This is a genomic window from Dysgonomonas sp. HDW5B (assembly GCF_011299335.1).
In the GTDB taxonomy this organism is placed as follows: Bacteria; Bacteroidota; Bacteroidia; order Bacteroidales; family Dysgonomonadaceae; genus Dysgonomonas_A.
Genome location: NZ_CP049858.1, coordinates 376,704 through 393,265, shown reverse-complemented (window position 1 = coordinate 393,265; position 16,562 = coordinate 376,704). Strand labels below are relative to the sequence as shown.

The window sequence follows — 16,562 nt, the reverse complement described above, 5'->3', positions numbered from 1 at the left end:
CCTTTATTTTGCTTCGTAGGTAGTAACTACAAATATAATTAGAGGTTCGTTTCCTGTATTAATAATTGAGTGATAGTTGTTATCTCCCTGAATACAGGTTACATTTCCTTTCTTTAAGTCAAACTTTCGTGTTATATTGTCTTCGCCAATACGTTCGATGTATTCACCTTTGCCATGTACTAATACATATAACTCTTGTTCTTTTTTGCTTCCATGCTCATGAAATCCGGCTTGGTCGCCATTGTTCATCAATACCATATAAACACCGATACGGTTATTGACCAATTCATCTTTTTCAAAAAGAGAAAGCATATATACTACACCATTTCCACCGTACATCGGGTCTCTTTTTTCGACATCTATTACCTGTCTTTGAGGTTTACCAAAAGGTGTCAGTGTAATATCTATATATTTTGAAACAGTATCTAGTACTTGTTTTTTTTCAGCTTCCCAATTATTATTATTATTATTATTATTATCCATTTATTGTAATTTTTGTATAAAACTCTTCTTCATTTCATAATGAGGAATATCTACCTCAGTAAATTCGTCACCTACTATTGAATAACCAAGCTTTTCATAAAATGGTACAGCTGTTTTTCGGGCATGAAGAGTTATTTTATTAAAACCATTATCCGTTGCTGTTTGTTCTGCAAAGGTAATAAGCATTTTACCAATACCTTTGCCCTGATAATTATCAGCAACAGCCATTTGCCTGAGCTGAATGATATTATTATCAATTGGTGTAAGTATACAAGCTCCTATGGTCTTGGTGTCCTCTTCACATACACACAGGTAATCTGATTTCTCTTTGGATAAATATTCTTCCGAGAAATCAAGTCCGAGAGGCTTACGTAATATTTGATAACGTAATTCTACCATTTCGGAGTATTCCTTGCTACCGTATGTAATCAGTTTAAATATCATTATTTAAGTCGAAGCGTTACTGCATTTTTATGAGCAAAAAGCAATTCGTTTTCAGCCATAATTTCAATAGTTGATCCGAGATTTTTGATACCTTCTTTACTTATTTCCTGAAATGTAATTTTTTTCACGAAACTATCCAGATTAACACCACTGTATGCTTTAGCATGACCATTGGTTGGTAAAGTATGGTTTGTTCCCGAAGCATAATCTCCTGCACTTTCGGGCGTATAATGCCCTAAAAATACCGATCCGGCATTTATTATCTTATCAACGAAGTCAATATAATTCTTAGTTTCAATAATGAGATGCTCAGGAGCATACTCATTGGTTAACTCAATCAACTCTTCTTCGTTGTTTAATAAAATCGCAATACTATGTTGAAGTGCTTTTTCCGCTATTTCTTTTCTGGGAAGTTCTGCCAGTTGTTTTTCTATTTCAGTAATAACAGACTGTATAATGTTCTCATTAGTAGTCGTAAGTATTACCTGACTATCTACTCCGTGTTCAGCTTGCGATAACAAGTCAGAAGCTATAAAAGTAGGATTTGCAGTTTCGTCGGCAATCACTTGCACTTCCGATGGACCTGCGGGCATATCTATTGCTACATCTTTTAAGCTGACCAATTGTTTGGCAGCTACTACATACTGGTTTCCGGGCCCAAATATTTTATATACTTTAGGAACACTTTCTGTTCCGTATGCCATTGCACCAATAGCTTGAACTCCTCCGATCTTGAAGATCTTATTCACACCTGCAACTTTTGCAGCGTATAATATGGCGGGATTCACATTGCCGTCTTTATCAGGAGGGGTGCATAATACTATTTCTCTACAGCCTGCTATTTTTGCAGGAACTGCAAGCATTAAAACCGTAGAAAATAGGGGAGCAGTACCTCCGGGTATGTATAATCCTACTTTTTCGATTCCCACTGCTTTTTGCCAGCAAACTACGCCTGCGGTGGTTTCTATTTTTTTAGGTTCAAATTTTTGAGCAGCATGAAACTTCTCGATATTATCTTTAGCTGTCCTTATTGCCGATTTCAGTTCTTCCGAAAGCAATTTATCAGAATCTTCAATCTCTTTTTCAGATACAGATAAAGAGGATAATTGTACTTTATCAAACTTTTCTCCATAGCTGATTACAGCTTTATCCCCGCCTGATTTTATTTCAGCTAAGATCGAACTTACTGTTGCATTTAATGAAGAGGTATCGAATGCAGGGCGAGCCAATATTTTGCTCCACTCGCTTCTCTGCGGATATTTTATGACTTTCATTTTTGTAAGTATAAAGTATATCTTATAATGTCTTAGACCTTGAATTCTCTTTTTAATAATCCGTAAACAGCCAAATCAGTATATTTGTTGTCAACCAATAATTCACCATCACGTTCAATACCTTCGAGCGTAAAGCCCAGTCTTTCGGGTATGCTTCGGCTTTTCGTGTTTTCAACGCCGGCTTTTATGACAATCTTATTTAAGTTGAGATCAGTAAATGCCAGCATCAGTAATTCTTTTACCGATTTGGTTATGATACCTTTCCCTTGTGCTTCTTCTATAATCCAATAACCGATTTCGGCTTTATGATTTACTGAATCCATATGATTAAAACCGATTCGGCCTATAAACTTATTGGAATCGTAGATGCTATATTGAACCTCTTCATTGTCAATTACGCTTTGAACATAAGCTTGTGTATAGCTTTTGTCTATTGTAGAATCAATAAAAGGCAACCATGTCCTCAGATAATTCCGGTTACTTATTATCGCTTCATAAATATCGGAAGTCGATTCTAGTGTTGTGGGGCGTAAAACAATTGTTTTTGTAATCTCTATCATATTGCTGATTTTGGATTTTCTAAAATTTGCTGCTCATCGTTTTCCAAATCTAATCTTTCAATAAGATTTCTACGGCTAGGTTTGTTCAATAAGAAAATAACCAGAGAAAAAAGAGTTGTACAGACAAAAACATGTTCACCGGTAATAGTATAACAAATAATGGAAAATATAATTGTAATACTTATAATAATCCAAGGAATAAATAACACTTTCCTGTAATCTGTTAGCTTTTCTCGTAATCCTCGTTTCTGTTTGGCTTCTTTTATTTTCTTTTTAGAGTATAAATAAGATAAGATGTAGCCGACAATCATAACAACTCCGGTTGAAATTATGTAGGGTATATCATGTTCAGAGAAACTATTAGCCTCAATTGTTATTAATGAAAAAACTAAAAACAAGCAGGAGGCTATAAGTACACTGATATATATTATATATAATAGTGAGAAGTATTCTTTGACGGTTTGCATCTGAGAATATTTTTACAAGATCATTTTTTCGATTGGGATCACTAGAATGCCTTCGGCTCCTAATGCTTTTAATTTTCCTATAATATCCCAAAATTGTTTTTCTGCTATTACAGAGTGTATCGAACTCCATCCCGACTCAGCCAGAGGCATCACTGTCGGACTTTTCATCCCCGGTAATAGAGAAATAATATCGTCTACTTTGGTGTTAGGCGCATTTAATAAGATGTATTTTTTGCCTTCAGCAAATTGTACAGATTCTATTCTGAATATCAATTCGTCTAATATTCTTTGTTTTTGGTCAGATAAAGTATTGTTAGCGATCAATAATGCTTCTGACTGCATTACAACTGCAACTTCTTTCAAACGATTACTAACCAGTGTGCTACCTGAACTTACAATGTCAAATATGGCATCTGCAAGACCTATACTTGGTGCTATTTCTACTGAACCCGATATAACGTGTATTTCTGATTGTATAGAATTATCAGCTAAGTATTTATTGAGGATATGAGGGTAGGAGGTAGCTATCGTTTTGTTATTAAACCAGTTGAGGTCTAAATAATCGATGTCTTTAGGAATTGCTAAAGATAAGCGACATTTACTGAAGCCAAGTCGTTTGACTATTAGTGCTCCTTCTTTCTTTTCTACAAATTCATTTTCTCCTACAATACCTACATCAGCTACGCCTGTTGCAACAGCTTGAGGGATATCATCGTCCCGAAGAAATAAGATCTCAACATCGAAACCTTTTACAGGAACAAGTAAAGTTCTTTTCTTGTTATTAAGTTTAATACCTGCCTCTTGTAGAAGTTCCATTGTTTCTTCAAAGAGTCGACCTTTAGATTGGATAGCAATGCGTAGCATATATTATTTAAATAATTAGTTAAAAAAAAAGACCCACCTATATTTAGGTAAGTCTTTACTTCTTGTGTTATTTTGAATACATCATAATAAGACCTCACTTACCAAATGAAGAGAAATAGAGGTGATGATGATGTAATTGTCTTGTCATTGTTGATTTTCTTTATACAAAGGCAAATATAGTAAGAAAAAATAAAACACAAAGAGATTTCCCGATTATTTTCGTTTATATCTATTGCCTTCGACTTTTTGATCAACTATATCTTTCATATATTGTGCTTCTGCCTGTTTATATTTATATATTTTTTCGGCAGACAAAACTTTCTTGAACTTTTGTAAATACTCTTGTTCCAGCTGTGCTTCTTTTATCTTAACCATACTACTTGCATCAAGTAATCGCTCATAATCGGCATTTGTCTTATTTGTTTTTTTGCGAAGCTCCCGAGTTTCTTTTCTTATAGCTCTGTTTAGCTCAAAACGTTTATCCATCAATTCATTTGTCAAGGGGATAAATGCTTTGGCCTCAGCATCGGTTAATTGTACATTCTCAATGATAAAGTCGGCTTTTTTCTTTTTGAATGCCTCTATATCGAAACCTCCGCGATGTGAATGTTCCTGTGCTGATAATGGAAAATACGAAAATACCGAGAGAATAATTAAGAGTAAGATGTTTTTATATTGCATAATCTTGTTTTTTATTCTAAATTATAAACAGCATCTCTGTAAACCAATTGAGTTGCGTCATCTTCAATAAACTGATAATAATCATTTTCCAAGGAAATTAAATTATCATCAGGACTCATAGTGCTTTCTATAGAGAACTTATTGATGTCGGGAGAATGATTATCCATATAGTTGGTACCTAGTATTGCAATGCCTGTAACTACAGCGGCTGCAGCAACCCATTTACCGACAAATCTCCATAAGGGAACAATTTTCTTTTGCACCTTCTTTTCCGGTAATTTGTTCATTATTTCTTCATTGAAATTCAGAAAATAATTTTCCGGAACTTTGAATGGATTGTTTTTTTCGATATTGTTCAACATACTACTAATCTTTTGAGTATTATAATAGACTCCTGAAAATGAAAAAGGTTTAATTGAATTGTGATAAAAAATCTTCAATTTTTTTTACGGCATGGTGATATGACGCTTTAAGGGCTCCCACAGAGGTGTCGAGAATTTCCGACATTTCCTCGTATTTCATTTCCTCAAAATATTTGAGGTTGAATACTATCCTTTGTTTCTCGGGTAAAGTAAGTATTGCTTTTTGGAGTTTTAGCTGAGCCTCGTCTCCATCGAAAAAGGAGTCACTCTCGAGTTTTGATTCCAGAAAGTTGTCACTGTCATCCAAAGGTACATTTTGTTGTTGTCGTTGTTTATTAACAAAAGAAATACTTTCGTTGATAGCTATCTTGTATAGCCAGGTAGTCAGTTTAGAGTCGCCTCTAAAACTGTCGATATTAGTCCATATTTTAATGAATGCATTTTGGAGAACATCATTAGCATCTTCGTGAGAAATCACGATTTTTCGGATTTGCCAATATAATCGTTCACTGAACGATTTCACTAAAACAGAGAAAGCATCCCTTTGGGTTTTCTCATCCAATAGTCTTTTAACTAATAGAGCTTCTTCCGCTTCTGTCATTCTATATTTGTGCTGTAAATAGTTAAGGTCTCAGACCTGTTTTTGTTTAGATAAACTAGTAAAATGCAGGCTTCTTAGACTCTAAACATTCCACCGTTTATTTTTGTTTACGTTCTACAAGTCTGAATCGTCTCCAAAATCTTCATCATTGTCTACAGATGATCCTTGTCCGTCTTCAAACCAAGAGATAAAGCCATCTACTTTTGCTGTATTATTGTTCCACCATTCGAGAGAGACGGGAAAATAAGAAACACTTACATATCTACAGTAGGTTTCAAAATATCCGGATTCCAGTATTTCTGAATAAATAGGAACATAAAAATCCCATAGCATACCCTTGCGGGTGTCGTCCTGCATCTGGCTTAAAGTGAAAAAGATAGTGCGAGATGCTTGTTCGAAATATGCATATTGAAATCGTTGATCTTCAACTTTAGGTTGCATAGTTCGTAATTGATCATATATTTTTTGTCTGTCAATACCATCCTCGGGCGTTAACAGTGGAGAATTAGTCGGTATTTTTTGTGTAATAATATCATACATTTCGCCAAATGCATCTTTCGACCTGTCTGTATTGGGTTCGAGCAATAAGAAGAAGTGAAACGAGAGAAAACTTTGTATCCATCTATCTGAATCACTGAGTACATATGCATATAATAAAAATGCACTCGGATGTGTAGTATCTATTTCTATTGCTTTTTGAAGATGGAAAATAGATAATTTTAAATTTTTAGCCTTAAAGTAGCTTAAGCCCAGATTATAATGAAGCAGGTATTCATCGCCGCATCTTTCGAGAGCCTCATTTAATAATTTAACAGACTGGTCCAGCTTATTCAAATCTGCCAGAGCCGTGCTCTTTACGCAATATGCATCTACCAAAAGAGGCTTGAAATTGGCATTAATAACTTTAGTGCTATATTTTAAGGCATTATCGTAATCTTTAAGGTGCAGATAAGATAGTGCCATCTCGTAAGTTGCAGACATGGATGAAGGATTAGCCTTTAATGCTTGTTGATAATAACTGATAGCATCCTGATAGCGTCCTTTATCGTGTAGGCTAACACCTTTTCTGATCAATTTATCAGATGCAGGCTGTGAGTATGATATCGTTGAACAAGAAAATAAGAGGATAATTGTAATGACTAATAACCGCATTCTAAGTGAAAATTATATTTTGGAGAGGTAAAAGTACTAAAAAACTCTATTGTCATCTATATTACTTGGATCAGTTTATGATTTTTTCCGAATATTCACCCATTTTACCTTTTTATCTATCAATGTCTTTGTATTTATCTGAAAACGGCAATATATTAGGTATATATGAGTAATATATTATCAAATTTGTATAATAAGGTCCTCGAAGTGACTTAAAATATTTATACCTTTGTTTCTCAAATCAATATTGAAAGAAGCTTCGTGTTTGCTGTTCATATTGATATCAATACATATTTTTAGTACTTAATATTAAAGAATAAGATGTTAACGATCAAGACTATTAATGATAACCCTGAGGCTGTTATAAAAAAACTGGCTAAAAAACACTTCGATGCAAAAGAGCTTGTTTATAAAGTATTGGGTGAAGATAAAAGACGTAGAGATATACAGACTGAATTAGATGGTCTTCTTTCGGATGTAAATGCTAAATCGAAGAGTATTGGTGCTTTGATGAAAGATGGCAAGAAAGATGAGGCCGAAAGTCTGCGTGCTTTTGTACAAGAAGTTAAAGGTCGTATTCAAACGTTGGAAGCAGATATGAAAGATGCCGAAAGTCAACTTCAAGAGATGCTTGTGCTTATTCCCAATCTGCCTGCAGATGAAGTACCCGAAGGTAGAGTGGCTGAAGATAATGAAGAGATAAAAAATGGTGGTGTTATTCCTGAATTGGGAGAAGAAGCCCTTCCTCATTGGGATTTAGCTAAGAAATATGATTTGATAGATTTCGAATTAGGAGTTAAAATTTCCGGAGCAGGTTTTCCTGTTTATAAAGGAAAAGGAGCTCGTTTGCAACGTGCATTGATCAACTTCTTTTTAGATAAAGCTCGTGACGCAGGTTATTTGGAGATTCAACCTCCTTATGTTGTGAATGCAGCTTCGGGTTATGGTACAGGTCAATTACCCGATAAAGAAGGTCAGATGTATCATGCAACAGCAGATGATTTGTATTTGATACCTACAGCAGAAGTGCCTGTTACCAATATATATCGTGATGTTATTTTGGAGGAAAAAGATCTTCCGATCAAAAATACAGCTTACTCTGCCTGTTTCAGACGCGAAGCCGGTTCTTATGGAAAAGATGTGCGTGGATTGAATCGCTTGCATCAGTTTGATAAAGTGGAAATTGTCCGCATAGATACACCAGAGCATTCACACGAATCGTTAAAAGAAATGGTGAGTCATGTAGAATCTTTGGTGACAGAACTCGAATTGCCTTGGCGTATACTTCGTCTTTGTGGTGGTGATATGAGTTTTACGTCTGCATTGACATTCGATTTTGAAGTATTTTCTGCCGCACAAAAACGATGGTTGGAAGTAAGTTCGGTATCTAACTTCGAAAGTTATCAGGCTAATCGTCTTAAATGCAGATATCGTTCAGGTGATAAAAAAGCTCAGTTGGTACATACATTAAACGGTAGTGCATTGGCTTTGCCTCGTATAGTAGCTGCTTTGCTCGAAAATAATCAAAAACCCGATGGTATACATATTCCAAAGGCTTTGATTCCTTATACAGGTTTTGATAAAATAGACTAAGGTCGGCCATTTTACTTAATATAATTAGCAGATGAATTTTCGGAAATTTAGTTTACTTATCCTATTATTTACTTTATTTGGTTTCTATTCGTGTGGCGATGATGAGAATTCAAATCTGGAAGGTCGATGGCAATTAAACCGTATTGAGACTTCGGATGGAAAGAAACAGGATGTGGACACTATCTTTTATTCTTTTCATAAAAATGTGTTCCAATACCTGAAGCTCACTTCAGATACCGAAACTTTTATGGGATTTGGAAATTACAGTGTATCGGGAGGCGAAATTAAAGTAGATTTAGTGTGGGATAGTTTCCGTCCATATGAGTGTGATACATGTTTGGGATGGAATAGCTTATCACGAAGTTTCTTTGTAAAGAAGAATACTTCTTCATCTTTGGAATTGGAGTCGGAAGGAGAAACTTTATATTTCAAAAAATATTAAGAGGTATAAGACCTTTTTATTATTTGAGGTGATAAATAGTTGAATTTACTTAAAATGGAGGGGTAGACGGCTTTATAGCTTAAACTATTTTTACTCTTTATCTGTTATTTGATATAAGAGAAATTATTATCTTTGTAAAAATAACTTTTAACAACGAGATTATGAATAAACTACTGGGATTTGGATTAGCACTATCATTATTGGTAGCTTTTGGTTCTTGTAAACCAAAACAAAGTGCTTATAAATCTGTATATGAGGCAGCAAAAGAAAGAGAATTGGAAGAAAATAAAGCTCCAGCAACTCCGGTTACTAAACAGCCTACTTATCCTGCTTACACAGATGCCTCAAACGAAAAAGTAAGAACAGAAAAAATTACACCAGTATATGATACTGATGCTGCAGGACTTAGAGCATATAGTGTTGTTATCGCATCATTAAGCGTAAAACCTAATGCAGAAGCTCTGAAAGCAAGAATGGAACAAGAAGGATACAAAATAATTCTGGCTCAAAACGAACAAGGAATGTATCGTGTAATTATTGCCAGCTACGATGATAAAGGAGCTGCAGTGCATGAAAGAAATACAATCCGTGACAAATATTTAGCTAGTGGTTCGAGCGATGCTCTTAGAAGAACATACGGTATACCTTTTGATGATCTTTGGATCTTACAAAGACAATACTAATCAAGTCAAAATATAAAGATTTAAAAATGGCTATTTCTTGTTGAGAAATAGCCATTTTTTTATAAAAGCAATCCATGATTCAGTTGTACTATTTTTGAAACATCACTATCTTTGAGGGATTATACCGAATCAATTAAAAGGTCTGCGACCTCAACAGAAATATGCGTGTAAGATTTTTAGGGACAGGAACCTCAACTGGAGTACCCGAAATTGGCTGCCAGTGTGAAATTTGTAAATCAAAAGATAAACGAGATCAAAGGTTAAGAGCATCGGTCATAGTTTATACTCAAGACAAGTCTATATTGATAGATTGTGGTCCCGATTTTAGGCAGCAGATGTTAGAGGTTGAGTTTTTGCCTATTGATGGTCTTTTAATTACACATGAGCATTATGATCATGTAGGAGGTATTGATGATTTACGTCCGTTTTGTAAGTTTGGAGATATTGAGATTTATGCAGAGTCGTATGTTGCAAAAGCATTAAAATCGCGTATTCCATATTGTTTTATCGAACACAAATATCCGGGAATACCCAGTATTGCTTTAAATGAAATCAGCCTCGAGCCTTTTAAAGTTGCGGGTGTTGATATTATTCCGATTAGATTGATGCATGGAATGTTGCCCATAATGGGTTATCGTATTGGAAATTTTGCATACCTCACCGATCTAAAAACGATTCCTGATGAAGAATATCATAAACTTGAAGGCTTGGATGTCTTGGTTATAAATGCCCTTCGCATAAGAGAGCATATATCCCATCAAAACTTAGAACAAGCTTTAGAGGCGATTGATAGGATTGCAGCCAAGAAGACTTACCTTACCCATATGAGTCATCAGTTTGGCTCGCATGCCGAAATGGAGAAAATATTACCAGAGAATGTTTTCTTATCTTTTGATGGTTTAGAGTTAGATATTCCTTGATCTGCTCTTTGTCTTTCTCAACCTTCCTTTTAAAAAGCTAATACTTTCCCGTACCATATACAGAAGCATCTTTTCTTCAAGATCAAATAAACGAAAGCCGGATATATAGATTTTTTTTGAAATTTATATAATAAGGCTATCTTTGCTTGTATGAAAAAGTTAGTGATTTTCGGATGTGGACGATTGGCTGAAATTGTTGCCGATGCAGTTGTTAATGGCTTGTTGCCGGAGTATGATTTAGTTGGAGTGTATTCGCGTACTGCTTCAAAAGCTGATCGTATTGTGACTAAAATGAAACAGCATGGTAAATCTTGTGTGGCATCTCCAACATTAGAAGACTTATTGGCATTGAAGCCGGATTATCTGGTCGAATCGGCATCTCCTGCTGCGATGAAAGAGCTGGCTTTGCCGACTTTAAAGAATGGAACTTCGATTGTAACTTTATCTATTGGAGCATTAGTAGATACTCTTTTTTATCGAGAGGTAATGGAAACAGCAAAAGCAAGCGGTACACGCATATACATTGCATCCGGAGCTACGGGCGGTTTTGATGTTTTGAGAACTGCTACTTTAATGGGGAATGCAACGGCAAGGTTCTTCAATGAAAAAGGACAATCTGCATTAAGAAGATCAGCCGTATATAATCCGTCATTGGAAACCGAGAAACGCGTTGTCTTTTCGGGAACAGCAAGAGAGGCTATAGCTGTTTTCCCAACAGGTCTTAATGTTTCGGTTGCAGCTTCGTTAGCTTCTGTTGGTCCTGAAAATATGCACGTGACGATGCAATCTACCCCCGGTTTTATAGGAGATACTCAAAGGGTTGAAATAAAGAATGATCAGGTGCATGCTGTTGTAGACGTCTACAGTGCCACCCCCGAGATTGCAGGGTGGTCTGTGGTTAGTACCCTTATCAATATTGTTTCACCTATTGTATTCTGAAAGATATTTCAACGCCTTGTTATTTATTGATATATCTTGTTTACAAGCTATTATTGGTCTGCTAACTAAGTAGAAGCCTTTATAAAATAGACTTAATATCGTGTAACGTTTTTACAGTATATGTGGGGGCTATGCTATTTGTATCTGCTATATCTTTAGGATTGAACCATATTTGGTCTATACCTGAATTTTTAGCTCCGATAATATCCGTATTAATGTTATCCCCGATCATAATACAATCCTTCGTTGTAGTATTTGCTTCCTTTAAGGCGTAGTTGAATATTAAAGGATGTGGCTTATTTTTACCTACGTGATCTGATAAAAATACATCTTTGAAGTAGGAGTCCAGTCCTGCGTTTTTTATCTTTTTATCTTGTACCTCTAAGAAACCGTTCGAGATTATATAAAGACAGTATTTCGGTTGCAGATATTCCAATATACCTTCGACACCTTCAATGATGTTTTTTTTATTTGAAACTCTCCCCATAAAATCATTATTCATTTCCAGCGACTGTTCCGTTGTAATAGATGTAAAATCCCTTAAAGCTTGTTGAAACCGACCTTTCTTTAACTCCTCCTTGCTTATCAAGTTCTGTTCGTACTGATCCCATAAATGCAGATTTATGCTTTGATATTTTTGGAAGAAGTCAGAAAAGTTGGGATAGTATTTATTGATCATATAATCAGTATAAACCTCTTCCAGTACTTGTTTGCTGTTAAGTGCTGTGTCGATAAGCGTATCATCCAGATCAAAGAATATAGTTGTATATTTCATCTACTTATGGTTTATTGTCTTGTGTATTTAAAATGAATAAAAGGTCTTAGACCTTCTAAAAGAAACACTGATAAAGATTGCGCCTTATCAGTGTTTACTGTATATGTAAGAATAATGATTGCTTAGACCTTAATCAACTTGTATGATCAAGAATTGACCTAAGCTCCAGAATCTCTTATAATCATTAATTTTAATAACTACTTGGCTGTTTGCATCTTTAGCAATAGTATAACTGTCTTTTGGTTGATCAGATAGTATTTTTGCTTTTTTAGCATATACCGGAATCTCTTTTACATCGCGAATATCAATCTTTATGAAAATAGACTTGTCGATAGATTCTTTTAAGATTTTAGGAGAAGAAATGAAACCACCGGTAACCACTTTAGCTTCTTTAAGCTCTTTTGATGTACCGAAGATATAATAGCCGGTATTCAATGCTTTTTCTTGCTCTTTAATTTTGTTGGACTGTTCCACATTTTTAGAAGAAAGGTCTTCAACATTTGTATTTAGTTTTTCAACTTCACCTGTCAACGTTGCAATTTGAGCATCTCTGGCCGATAAAGCATCTCTAAGTTCCGATATGGCAGCACTTCTTTGCTCAAGTTCTGCAGTTAGTCTTTCGACAGTTTGTTTAAGTTGTGCCGATTGTCCACCTGCATTCTTAAGTCTCTTATTCAGCGTTTCTATATCTGCTTTATTCTTCTTTAGAATTTCATTGATCATTTGGAAATCATCTGTGATACGAGATTTAGTATCAGAAGACATTTCTCCTTTCGATTTAGATTCTATCGTTAAATATTTCTCAGCTTCTTTTATTTGAGCAAAATTTTCTTCTACTTGATTTATCATTGCCATCAAGTCCGACACGTCTGATTGTCCCTTTGTTGAGACTTGTAATAAAGAATCTCTTTCAGCTTGCAATGCTTTATATTCATCAGAGTTCTTTACATTACACGATGCTAACATGCCAAGGCACAGACATCCTAAAATTACTTTTTTCATAATTATCTACTTTTACTTTTTCCTATTTAACAATAAACCCTCTCGTTTAGTTTTACTTTAGTTCATCAAATTTAATTCTTTTCCTAAAGAAATAGCTTATTTTTAGAATTTATTCATTTTTTCCTGCAATAATTATAACAAATTCACCTCTTGGAGCTTTTGTTGTGAAGTGTACAATCAGCTCAGCTAAGGTTCCGCGTAAAGTTTCCTCATGCAATTTAGATATTTCTCGGCAAGTGGCAGCATATCTTTCGTCGCCCATGTATTCAGCCAGCTGTGTAAGGGTTTTTAATACACGGTGAGGTGATTCGTATAAAACAATAGTTGTCGATATTTCGGCGAGTTCTTTAAAGCGGGTCATCCTCCCTTTTTTTTGAGGAAGAAAGCCTTCGAAGTAAAACTTATCGCATGGAATACCTGACGAAACCAATGCAGGGATTAACGCTGTTGCTCCGGGAAGACATTCTATCTCGATACCTGCTTTTATACATTCCCTGCCAATAAGAAATCCCGGATCGGAAATTCCCGGTGTTCCTGCATCGGACACCAGTCCTATATTTTCTCCTGCATTGAGCCTGTCTATAATATGTGCAATTGTCTTATGCTCATTAAACTTATGATACGATTGCATTTTGTTCTGTATCTCAAAATACTTCAGGAGGAAACCTGTTGTGCGGGTATCTTCTGCCAGAATCAGATCTACTTCTTTGAGTAATCGTATTGCCCTGAAAGTCATATCCTCCAGATTGCCGACAGGTGTTGGTATAATATATAGTTTACCCATAGGTTGTTAGTGTTTAATGATGAGTTTCTTTTATAGCTTCGGGATTGTGCTTATGCTTAAATGCAAAAGAGAAGGCAATTAAGATGACGAGTGCATAGATGGCAAACGAAAGCCATATACCGTGCCAGTCTTTAGAACCATCGGCATTGGTAAAATAATACTGAATTAATAATCCACTGATTGAGCTTCCTAAGATAGCTCCGATACCGTTTGTCATCATCATAAATAATCCCTGAGCAGCAGATCGTATAGCCGGTGTGGTTGTCGTTTCAACATATAATGAACCCGATATATTGAAAAAGTCAAAAGCCATACCATATACAATGCAAGAAAGAATTATCATCCATACATGAGCCCCCGGATCACCGTACGCAAAAAGTCCGAAGCGAAGAACCCATGCAGCCATACTTATGAGCATAACATTTTTGATTCCGAATCGTTTCAAGAAGAAAGGAATGGCTAGAATGAATAATGTCTCCGAAATCTGAGAGATAGACATTATGATTGTTGAATATCTTACTATCTGTGAATTGGCAAATTCGGGTATTTTTTTGAAATCATCTAAAAATACATCACCATAAGCGTTGGTCAGTTGTAGTGCAGCTCCCAGAAACATCGAAAAAATAAGGAATATAGCCATCTGCTTATTCTTGAATAGCTTAAATGCTTCAAAACCGAATGCCTTAGAGAGTGAAGTATCTCCTTTTTCTCTGGCTAGCGGAGGGCATTTAGGTAAGGTAAGCGAATACAATGCAAGTATAATAGAGGCCACTGCTGCAATATAGAACTGATTCTCGGAGCTTTTATTTCCCGTTAAATTTACAATCCACATGGCTGCAATGAAACCGATTGTTCCAAATACCCTGATTGGCGGAAAGTTGGAAACTACATCCATATTGTATTTCTTCAGAGACGAATAGGCTACCGAGTTTGATAAAGCAATGGTTGGCATATAAAATATCATTGCTACTAATATCACATAAAAAAATGTGTCGGGATTATCTACACTTGCTAACCAAAATAAGCTTATTCCACTTAGAAGATGTAATGCACTATATAGTTTTTCGCTGTCGATCCATTTATCAGCAATAATCCCTGCGAGTGCAGGCATAAAAAGAGAAGCTATACCCATAGTCGAGAATATTGCCCCGAATTTATCAGCTTCCCAATTTTGAGTTTGAAACCAGTAGTTAGCTACTGTAATTAGCCACGATCCCCAAACAAAAAACTGGAGAAAGCTCATTATTATAAGGCGATACTTAAGGTTTAGAGAACTGCTCATAACACGATTAGTTATTTATATGATTTATGCATCAAAGATAATATAAATATGTTTTTTATTTTGCCGAAATTCGAGAGTTTAAGCACGTTAGAATACTTATTATCTGATTATTTTTGGAATGTCAGGTAGATAAGGGTAGGGAAGTGGTCGCTGTAACCATTCAAAAATGTATTTCCCGAAAATGTACGGAGTGGATATCCTTTAAATTTACCCGATTGTTGGAAGAGAAAGTCTTTATTGAAAACTTCTGCTTTCTCAAAATTTAGTTTGTTATCACCTTTCTTTAGAAGGCTTTGAGAAATTATAATCTGATCAAATAAATTCCATTGATCTTTGTAGCATAAAGTGCCAATGCCGCTATCGTGAATTTTCCACATGGTATTGTATAACCCACCTTTTTGTACATCTTCCTGGTTCTTCTTTGCATTTAACACAATGCGTGTACTTTTATCTTTGGGATCATCGTTCATATCGCCCATAATTACAATACCGGCTTTAGGATTTGCATTGTAAATAGAATCGCTTATATGCTTACATATAGCAGCTGCACGCTCTCTTAAGGGCGAAGAGTTATCCCCACGACGCGAAGGCCAGTGATTAACCAGAACGTTGAGTGGTTGCCCTCCTAATAGTCCGCTGACAACTAAAATATCACGCGTTTTTATGTCATTAGCTCCGGGTAGTGTAAACGGATATGTTTTATGCGATGTGACCTTGAAGACCGAAGGATCATAAATAAGCCCCACATCTATACCTCTGGCATCGGGAGAATCTTGGTGTACAATCTGAAATTTACGTTTGGCTAAGTCACCTGTCTTGATGAGGTCTTCTATTACTTTACGGTTTTCAACTTCGGCAATGCCTATAATAACTGCTCCTGTTGGTACTGTTTCTTTACCAAGTAGATTTATTACGTATGCTAAGTTATTTAGTTTCTTATTGTATTTATCCTCTGTCCAGTTATTACGTCCCGAAGGGGTGAAGTCTTCATCTTCAATATTCAGGTCTCTTTTTGTATCGAATAGATTCTCTACATTATAGAAAGCAATAGGGTATACTTCTTTTTTCTGTTGAGCAACAGCACTTAACGATAATAGGACTAAACAAATTAATAAGTATTTCTTCATAACTGATATGGTAATTAACCGAAAAATTTTAGTAATATAATTCTAAACATAACCGACTCTAGCTGCTATCCTAATGAATGCTATGATTGACGTTCTGAGCTTTATGTCAGGATGAATGTGCAAATTT

General features: G+C 35.4%; 20 protein-coding genes. 5 read left to right on the top strand and 15 right to left on the bottom strand.

Going from position 1 to position 16,562, the window contains the following annotated elements; genetic code table 11:
• Positions 1-3: 3 nt before the first annotated feature.
• The 10 genes from G7051_RS01560 to G7051_RS01515 form a co-directional block, all read right to left on the bottom strand.
• On the bottom strand, positions 4-483 hold the full coding sequence (locus tag G7051_RS01560; protein WP_166197995.1) for a hypothetical protein: 480 nt from the start codon (positions 481-483) through the stop codon (positions 4-6).
• The gene (locus G7051_RS01555) at positions 484-927 is read right to left on the bottom strand and encodes a GNAT family N-acetyltransferase (protein ID WP_166197993.1); all 444 of its coding nucleotides are present in this window, start codon (positions 925-927) and stop codon (positions 484-486) included.
• Positions 927-2,201 carry a histidinol dehydrogenase gene (hisD, locus tag G7051_RS01550; RefSeq protein ID WP_166197991.1) on the bottom strand — a complete coding sequence of 425 codons (1,275 nt, stop codon included), beginning with the start codon at positions 2,199-2,201 and terminating at the stop codon, positions 927-929. Before hisD ends, G7051_RS01555 begins: the two co-directional genes overlap by 1 nt.
• 32 nt (positions 2,202-2,233) lie before the next feature.
• Positions 2,234-2,761 carry a GNAT family N-acetyltransferase gene (locus G7051_RS01545; RefSeq protein ID WP_166197989.1) on the bottom strand — a complete coding sequence of 176 codons (528 nt, stop codon included), beginning with the start codon at positions 2,759-2,761 and terminating at the stop codon, positions 2,234-2,236.
• Positions 2,758-3,228: a hypothetical protein gene (locus G7051_RS01540; RefSeq protein WP_166110000.1), complete on the bottom strand. Its 471-nt coding sequence runs from the start codon at positions 3,226-3,228 to the stop codon at positions 2,758-2,760. The genes G7051_RS01545 and G7051_RS01540 overlap by 4 nt, the downstream gene beginning before the upstream one ends.
• Positions 3,229-3,240: 12 nt before the next feature.
• Complete coding sequence (hisG, locus tag G7051_RS01535) at positions 3,241-4,092, bottom strand: ATP phosphoribosyltransferase (RefSeq protein WP_166197987.1); 852 nt, start codon at positions 4,090-4,092, stop codon at positions 3,241-3,243.
• A 213-nt stretch (positions 4,093-4,305) separates the two neighbouring features.
• Positions 4,306-4,773 (bottom strand): hypothetical protein, encoded by a 468-nt coding sequence (locus G7051_RS01530; RefSeq protein ID WP_166109994.1) that lies wholly within the window; start codon positions 4,771-4,773, stop codon positions 4,306-4,308.
• A gap of 11 nt (positions 4,774-4,784) precedes the next feature.
• On the bottom strand, positions 4,785-5,135 hold the full coding sequence (locus tag G7051_RS01525) for a hypothetical protein (RefSeq protein WP_166197985.1): 351 nt from the start codon (positions 5,133-5,135) through the stop codon (positions 4,785-4,787).
• Between the two features lie 49 nt (positions 5,136-5,184).
• Positions 5,185-5,736, bottom strand: coding sequence for an RNA polymerase sigma factor (locus G7051_RS01520; RefSeq protein WP_166197983.1), 552 nt, complete (start codon positions 5,734-5,736; stop codon positions 5,185-5,187).
• 114 nt (positions 5,737-5,850) lie between these two features.
• The gene (locus G7051_RS01515) at positions 5,851-6,888 is read right to left on the bottom strand and encodes a tetratricopeptide repeat protein (RefSeq protein WP_166197981.1); all 1,038 of its coding nucleotides are present in this window, start codon (positions 6,886-6,888) and stop codon (positions 5,851-5,853) included.
• A gap of 321 nt (positions 6,889-7,209) precedes the next feature.
• Between G7051_RS01515 and serS the strand changes: the two genes are divergently transcribed.
• From serS to G7051_RS01490, 5 genes are all read left to right on the top strand, one after another.
• Complete coding sequence (gene serS, locus G7051_RS01510) at positions 7,210-8,481, top strand: serine--tRNA ligase (RefSeq protein WP_166197979.1); 1,272 nt, start codon at positions 7,210-7,212, stop codon at positions 8,479-8,481.
• Positions 8,482-8,512: 31 nt separating this feature from the next.
• Positions 8,513-8,923: a lipocalin-like domain-containing protein gene (locus G7051_RS01505; protein ID WP_166197977.1), complete on the top strand. Its 411-nt coding sequence runs from the start codon at positions 8,513-8,515 to the stop codon at positions 8,921-8,923.
• 161 nt (positions 8,924-9,084) lie between these two features.
• The gene (locus tag G7051_RS01500) at positions 9,085-9,606 is read left to right on the top strand and encodes an SPOR domain-containing protein (RefSeq protein ID WP_166109976.1); all 522 of its coding nucleotides are present in this window, start codon (positions 9,085-9,087) and stop codon (positions 9,604-9,606) included.
• Positions 9,607-9,767: 161 nt separating this feature from the next.
• Complete coding sequence (locus G7051_RS01495; RefSeq protein ID WP_166109973.1) at positions 9,768-10,526, top strand: MBL fold metallo-hydrolase; 759 nt, start codon at positions 9,768-9,770, stop codon at positions 10,524-10,526.
• Positions 10,527-10,676: 150 nt separating this feature from the next.
• The gene (locus G7051_RS01490; protein ID WP_166197975.1) at positions 10,677-11,465 is read left to right on the top strand and encodes an aspartate dehydrogenase domain-containing protein; all 789 of its coding nucleotides are present in this window, start codon (positions 10,677-10,679) and stop codon (positions 11,463-11,465) included.
• A 79-nt stretch (positions 11,466-11,544) separates the two neighbouring features.
• Here G7051_RS01490 and G7051_RS01485 read toward each other — a convergent pair whose 3' ends face one another.
• The 5 genes from G7051_RS01485 to G7051_RS01465 form a co-directional block, all read right to left on the bottom strand.
• Positions 11,545-12,240, bottom strand: a complete 696-nt coding sequence (locus G7051_RS01485; RefSeq protein ID WP_166197973.1) for a YjjG family noncanonical pyrimidine nucleotidase — start codon at positions 12,238-12,240, stop codon at positions 11,545-11,547.
• 129 nt (positions 12,241-12,369) lie between these two features.
• Complete coding sequence (locus G7051_RS01480) at positions 12,370-13,242, bottom strand: hypothetical protein (RefSeq protein ID WP_166197971.1); 873 nt, start codon at positions 13,240-13,242, stop codon at positions 12,370-12,372.
• A gap of 109 nt (positions 13,243-13,351) precedes the next feature.
• On the bottom strand, positions 13,352-14,026 hold the full coding sequence (rsmI, locus tag G7051_RS01475) for a 16S rRNA (cytidine(1402)-2'-O)-methyltransferase (protein ID WP_166197969.1): 675 nt from the start codon (positions 14,024-14,026) through the stop codon (positions 13,352-13,354).
• A 13-nt stretch (positions 14,027-14,039) separates the two neighbouring features.
• Positions 14,040-15,308, bottom strand: coding sequence for a nucleoside permease (locus G7051_RS01470; protein WP_166197967.1), 1,269 nt, complete (start codon positions 15,306-15,308; stop codon positions 14,040-14,042).
• 107 nt (positions 15,309-15,415) lie between these two features.
• On the bottom strand, positions 15,416-16,435 hold the full coding sequence (locus G7051_RS01465) for an endonuclease/exonuclease/phosphatase family protein (protein ID WP_166197965.1): 1,020 nt from the start codon (positions 16,433-16,435) through the stop codon (positions 15,416-15,418).
• Positions 16,436-16,562 lie beyond the last annotated feature (127 nt).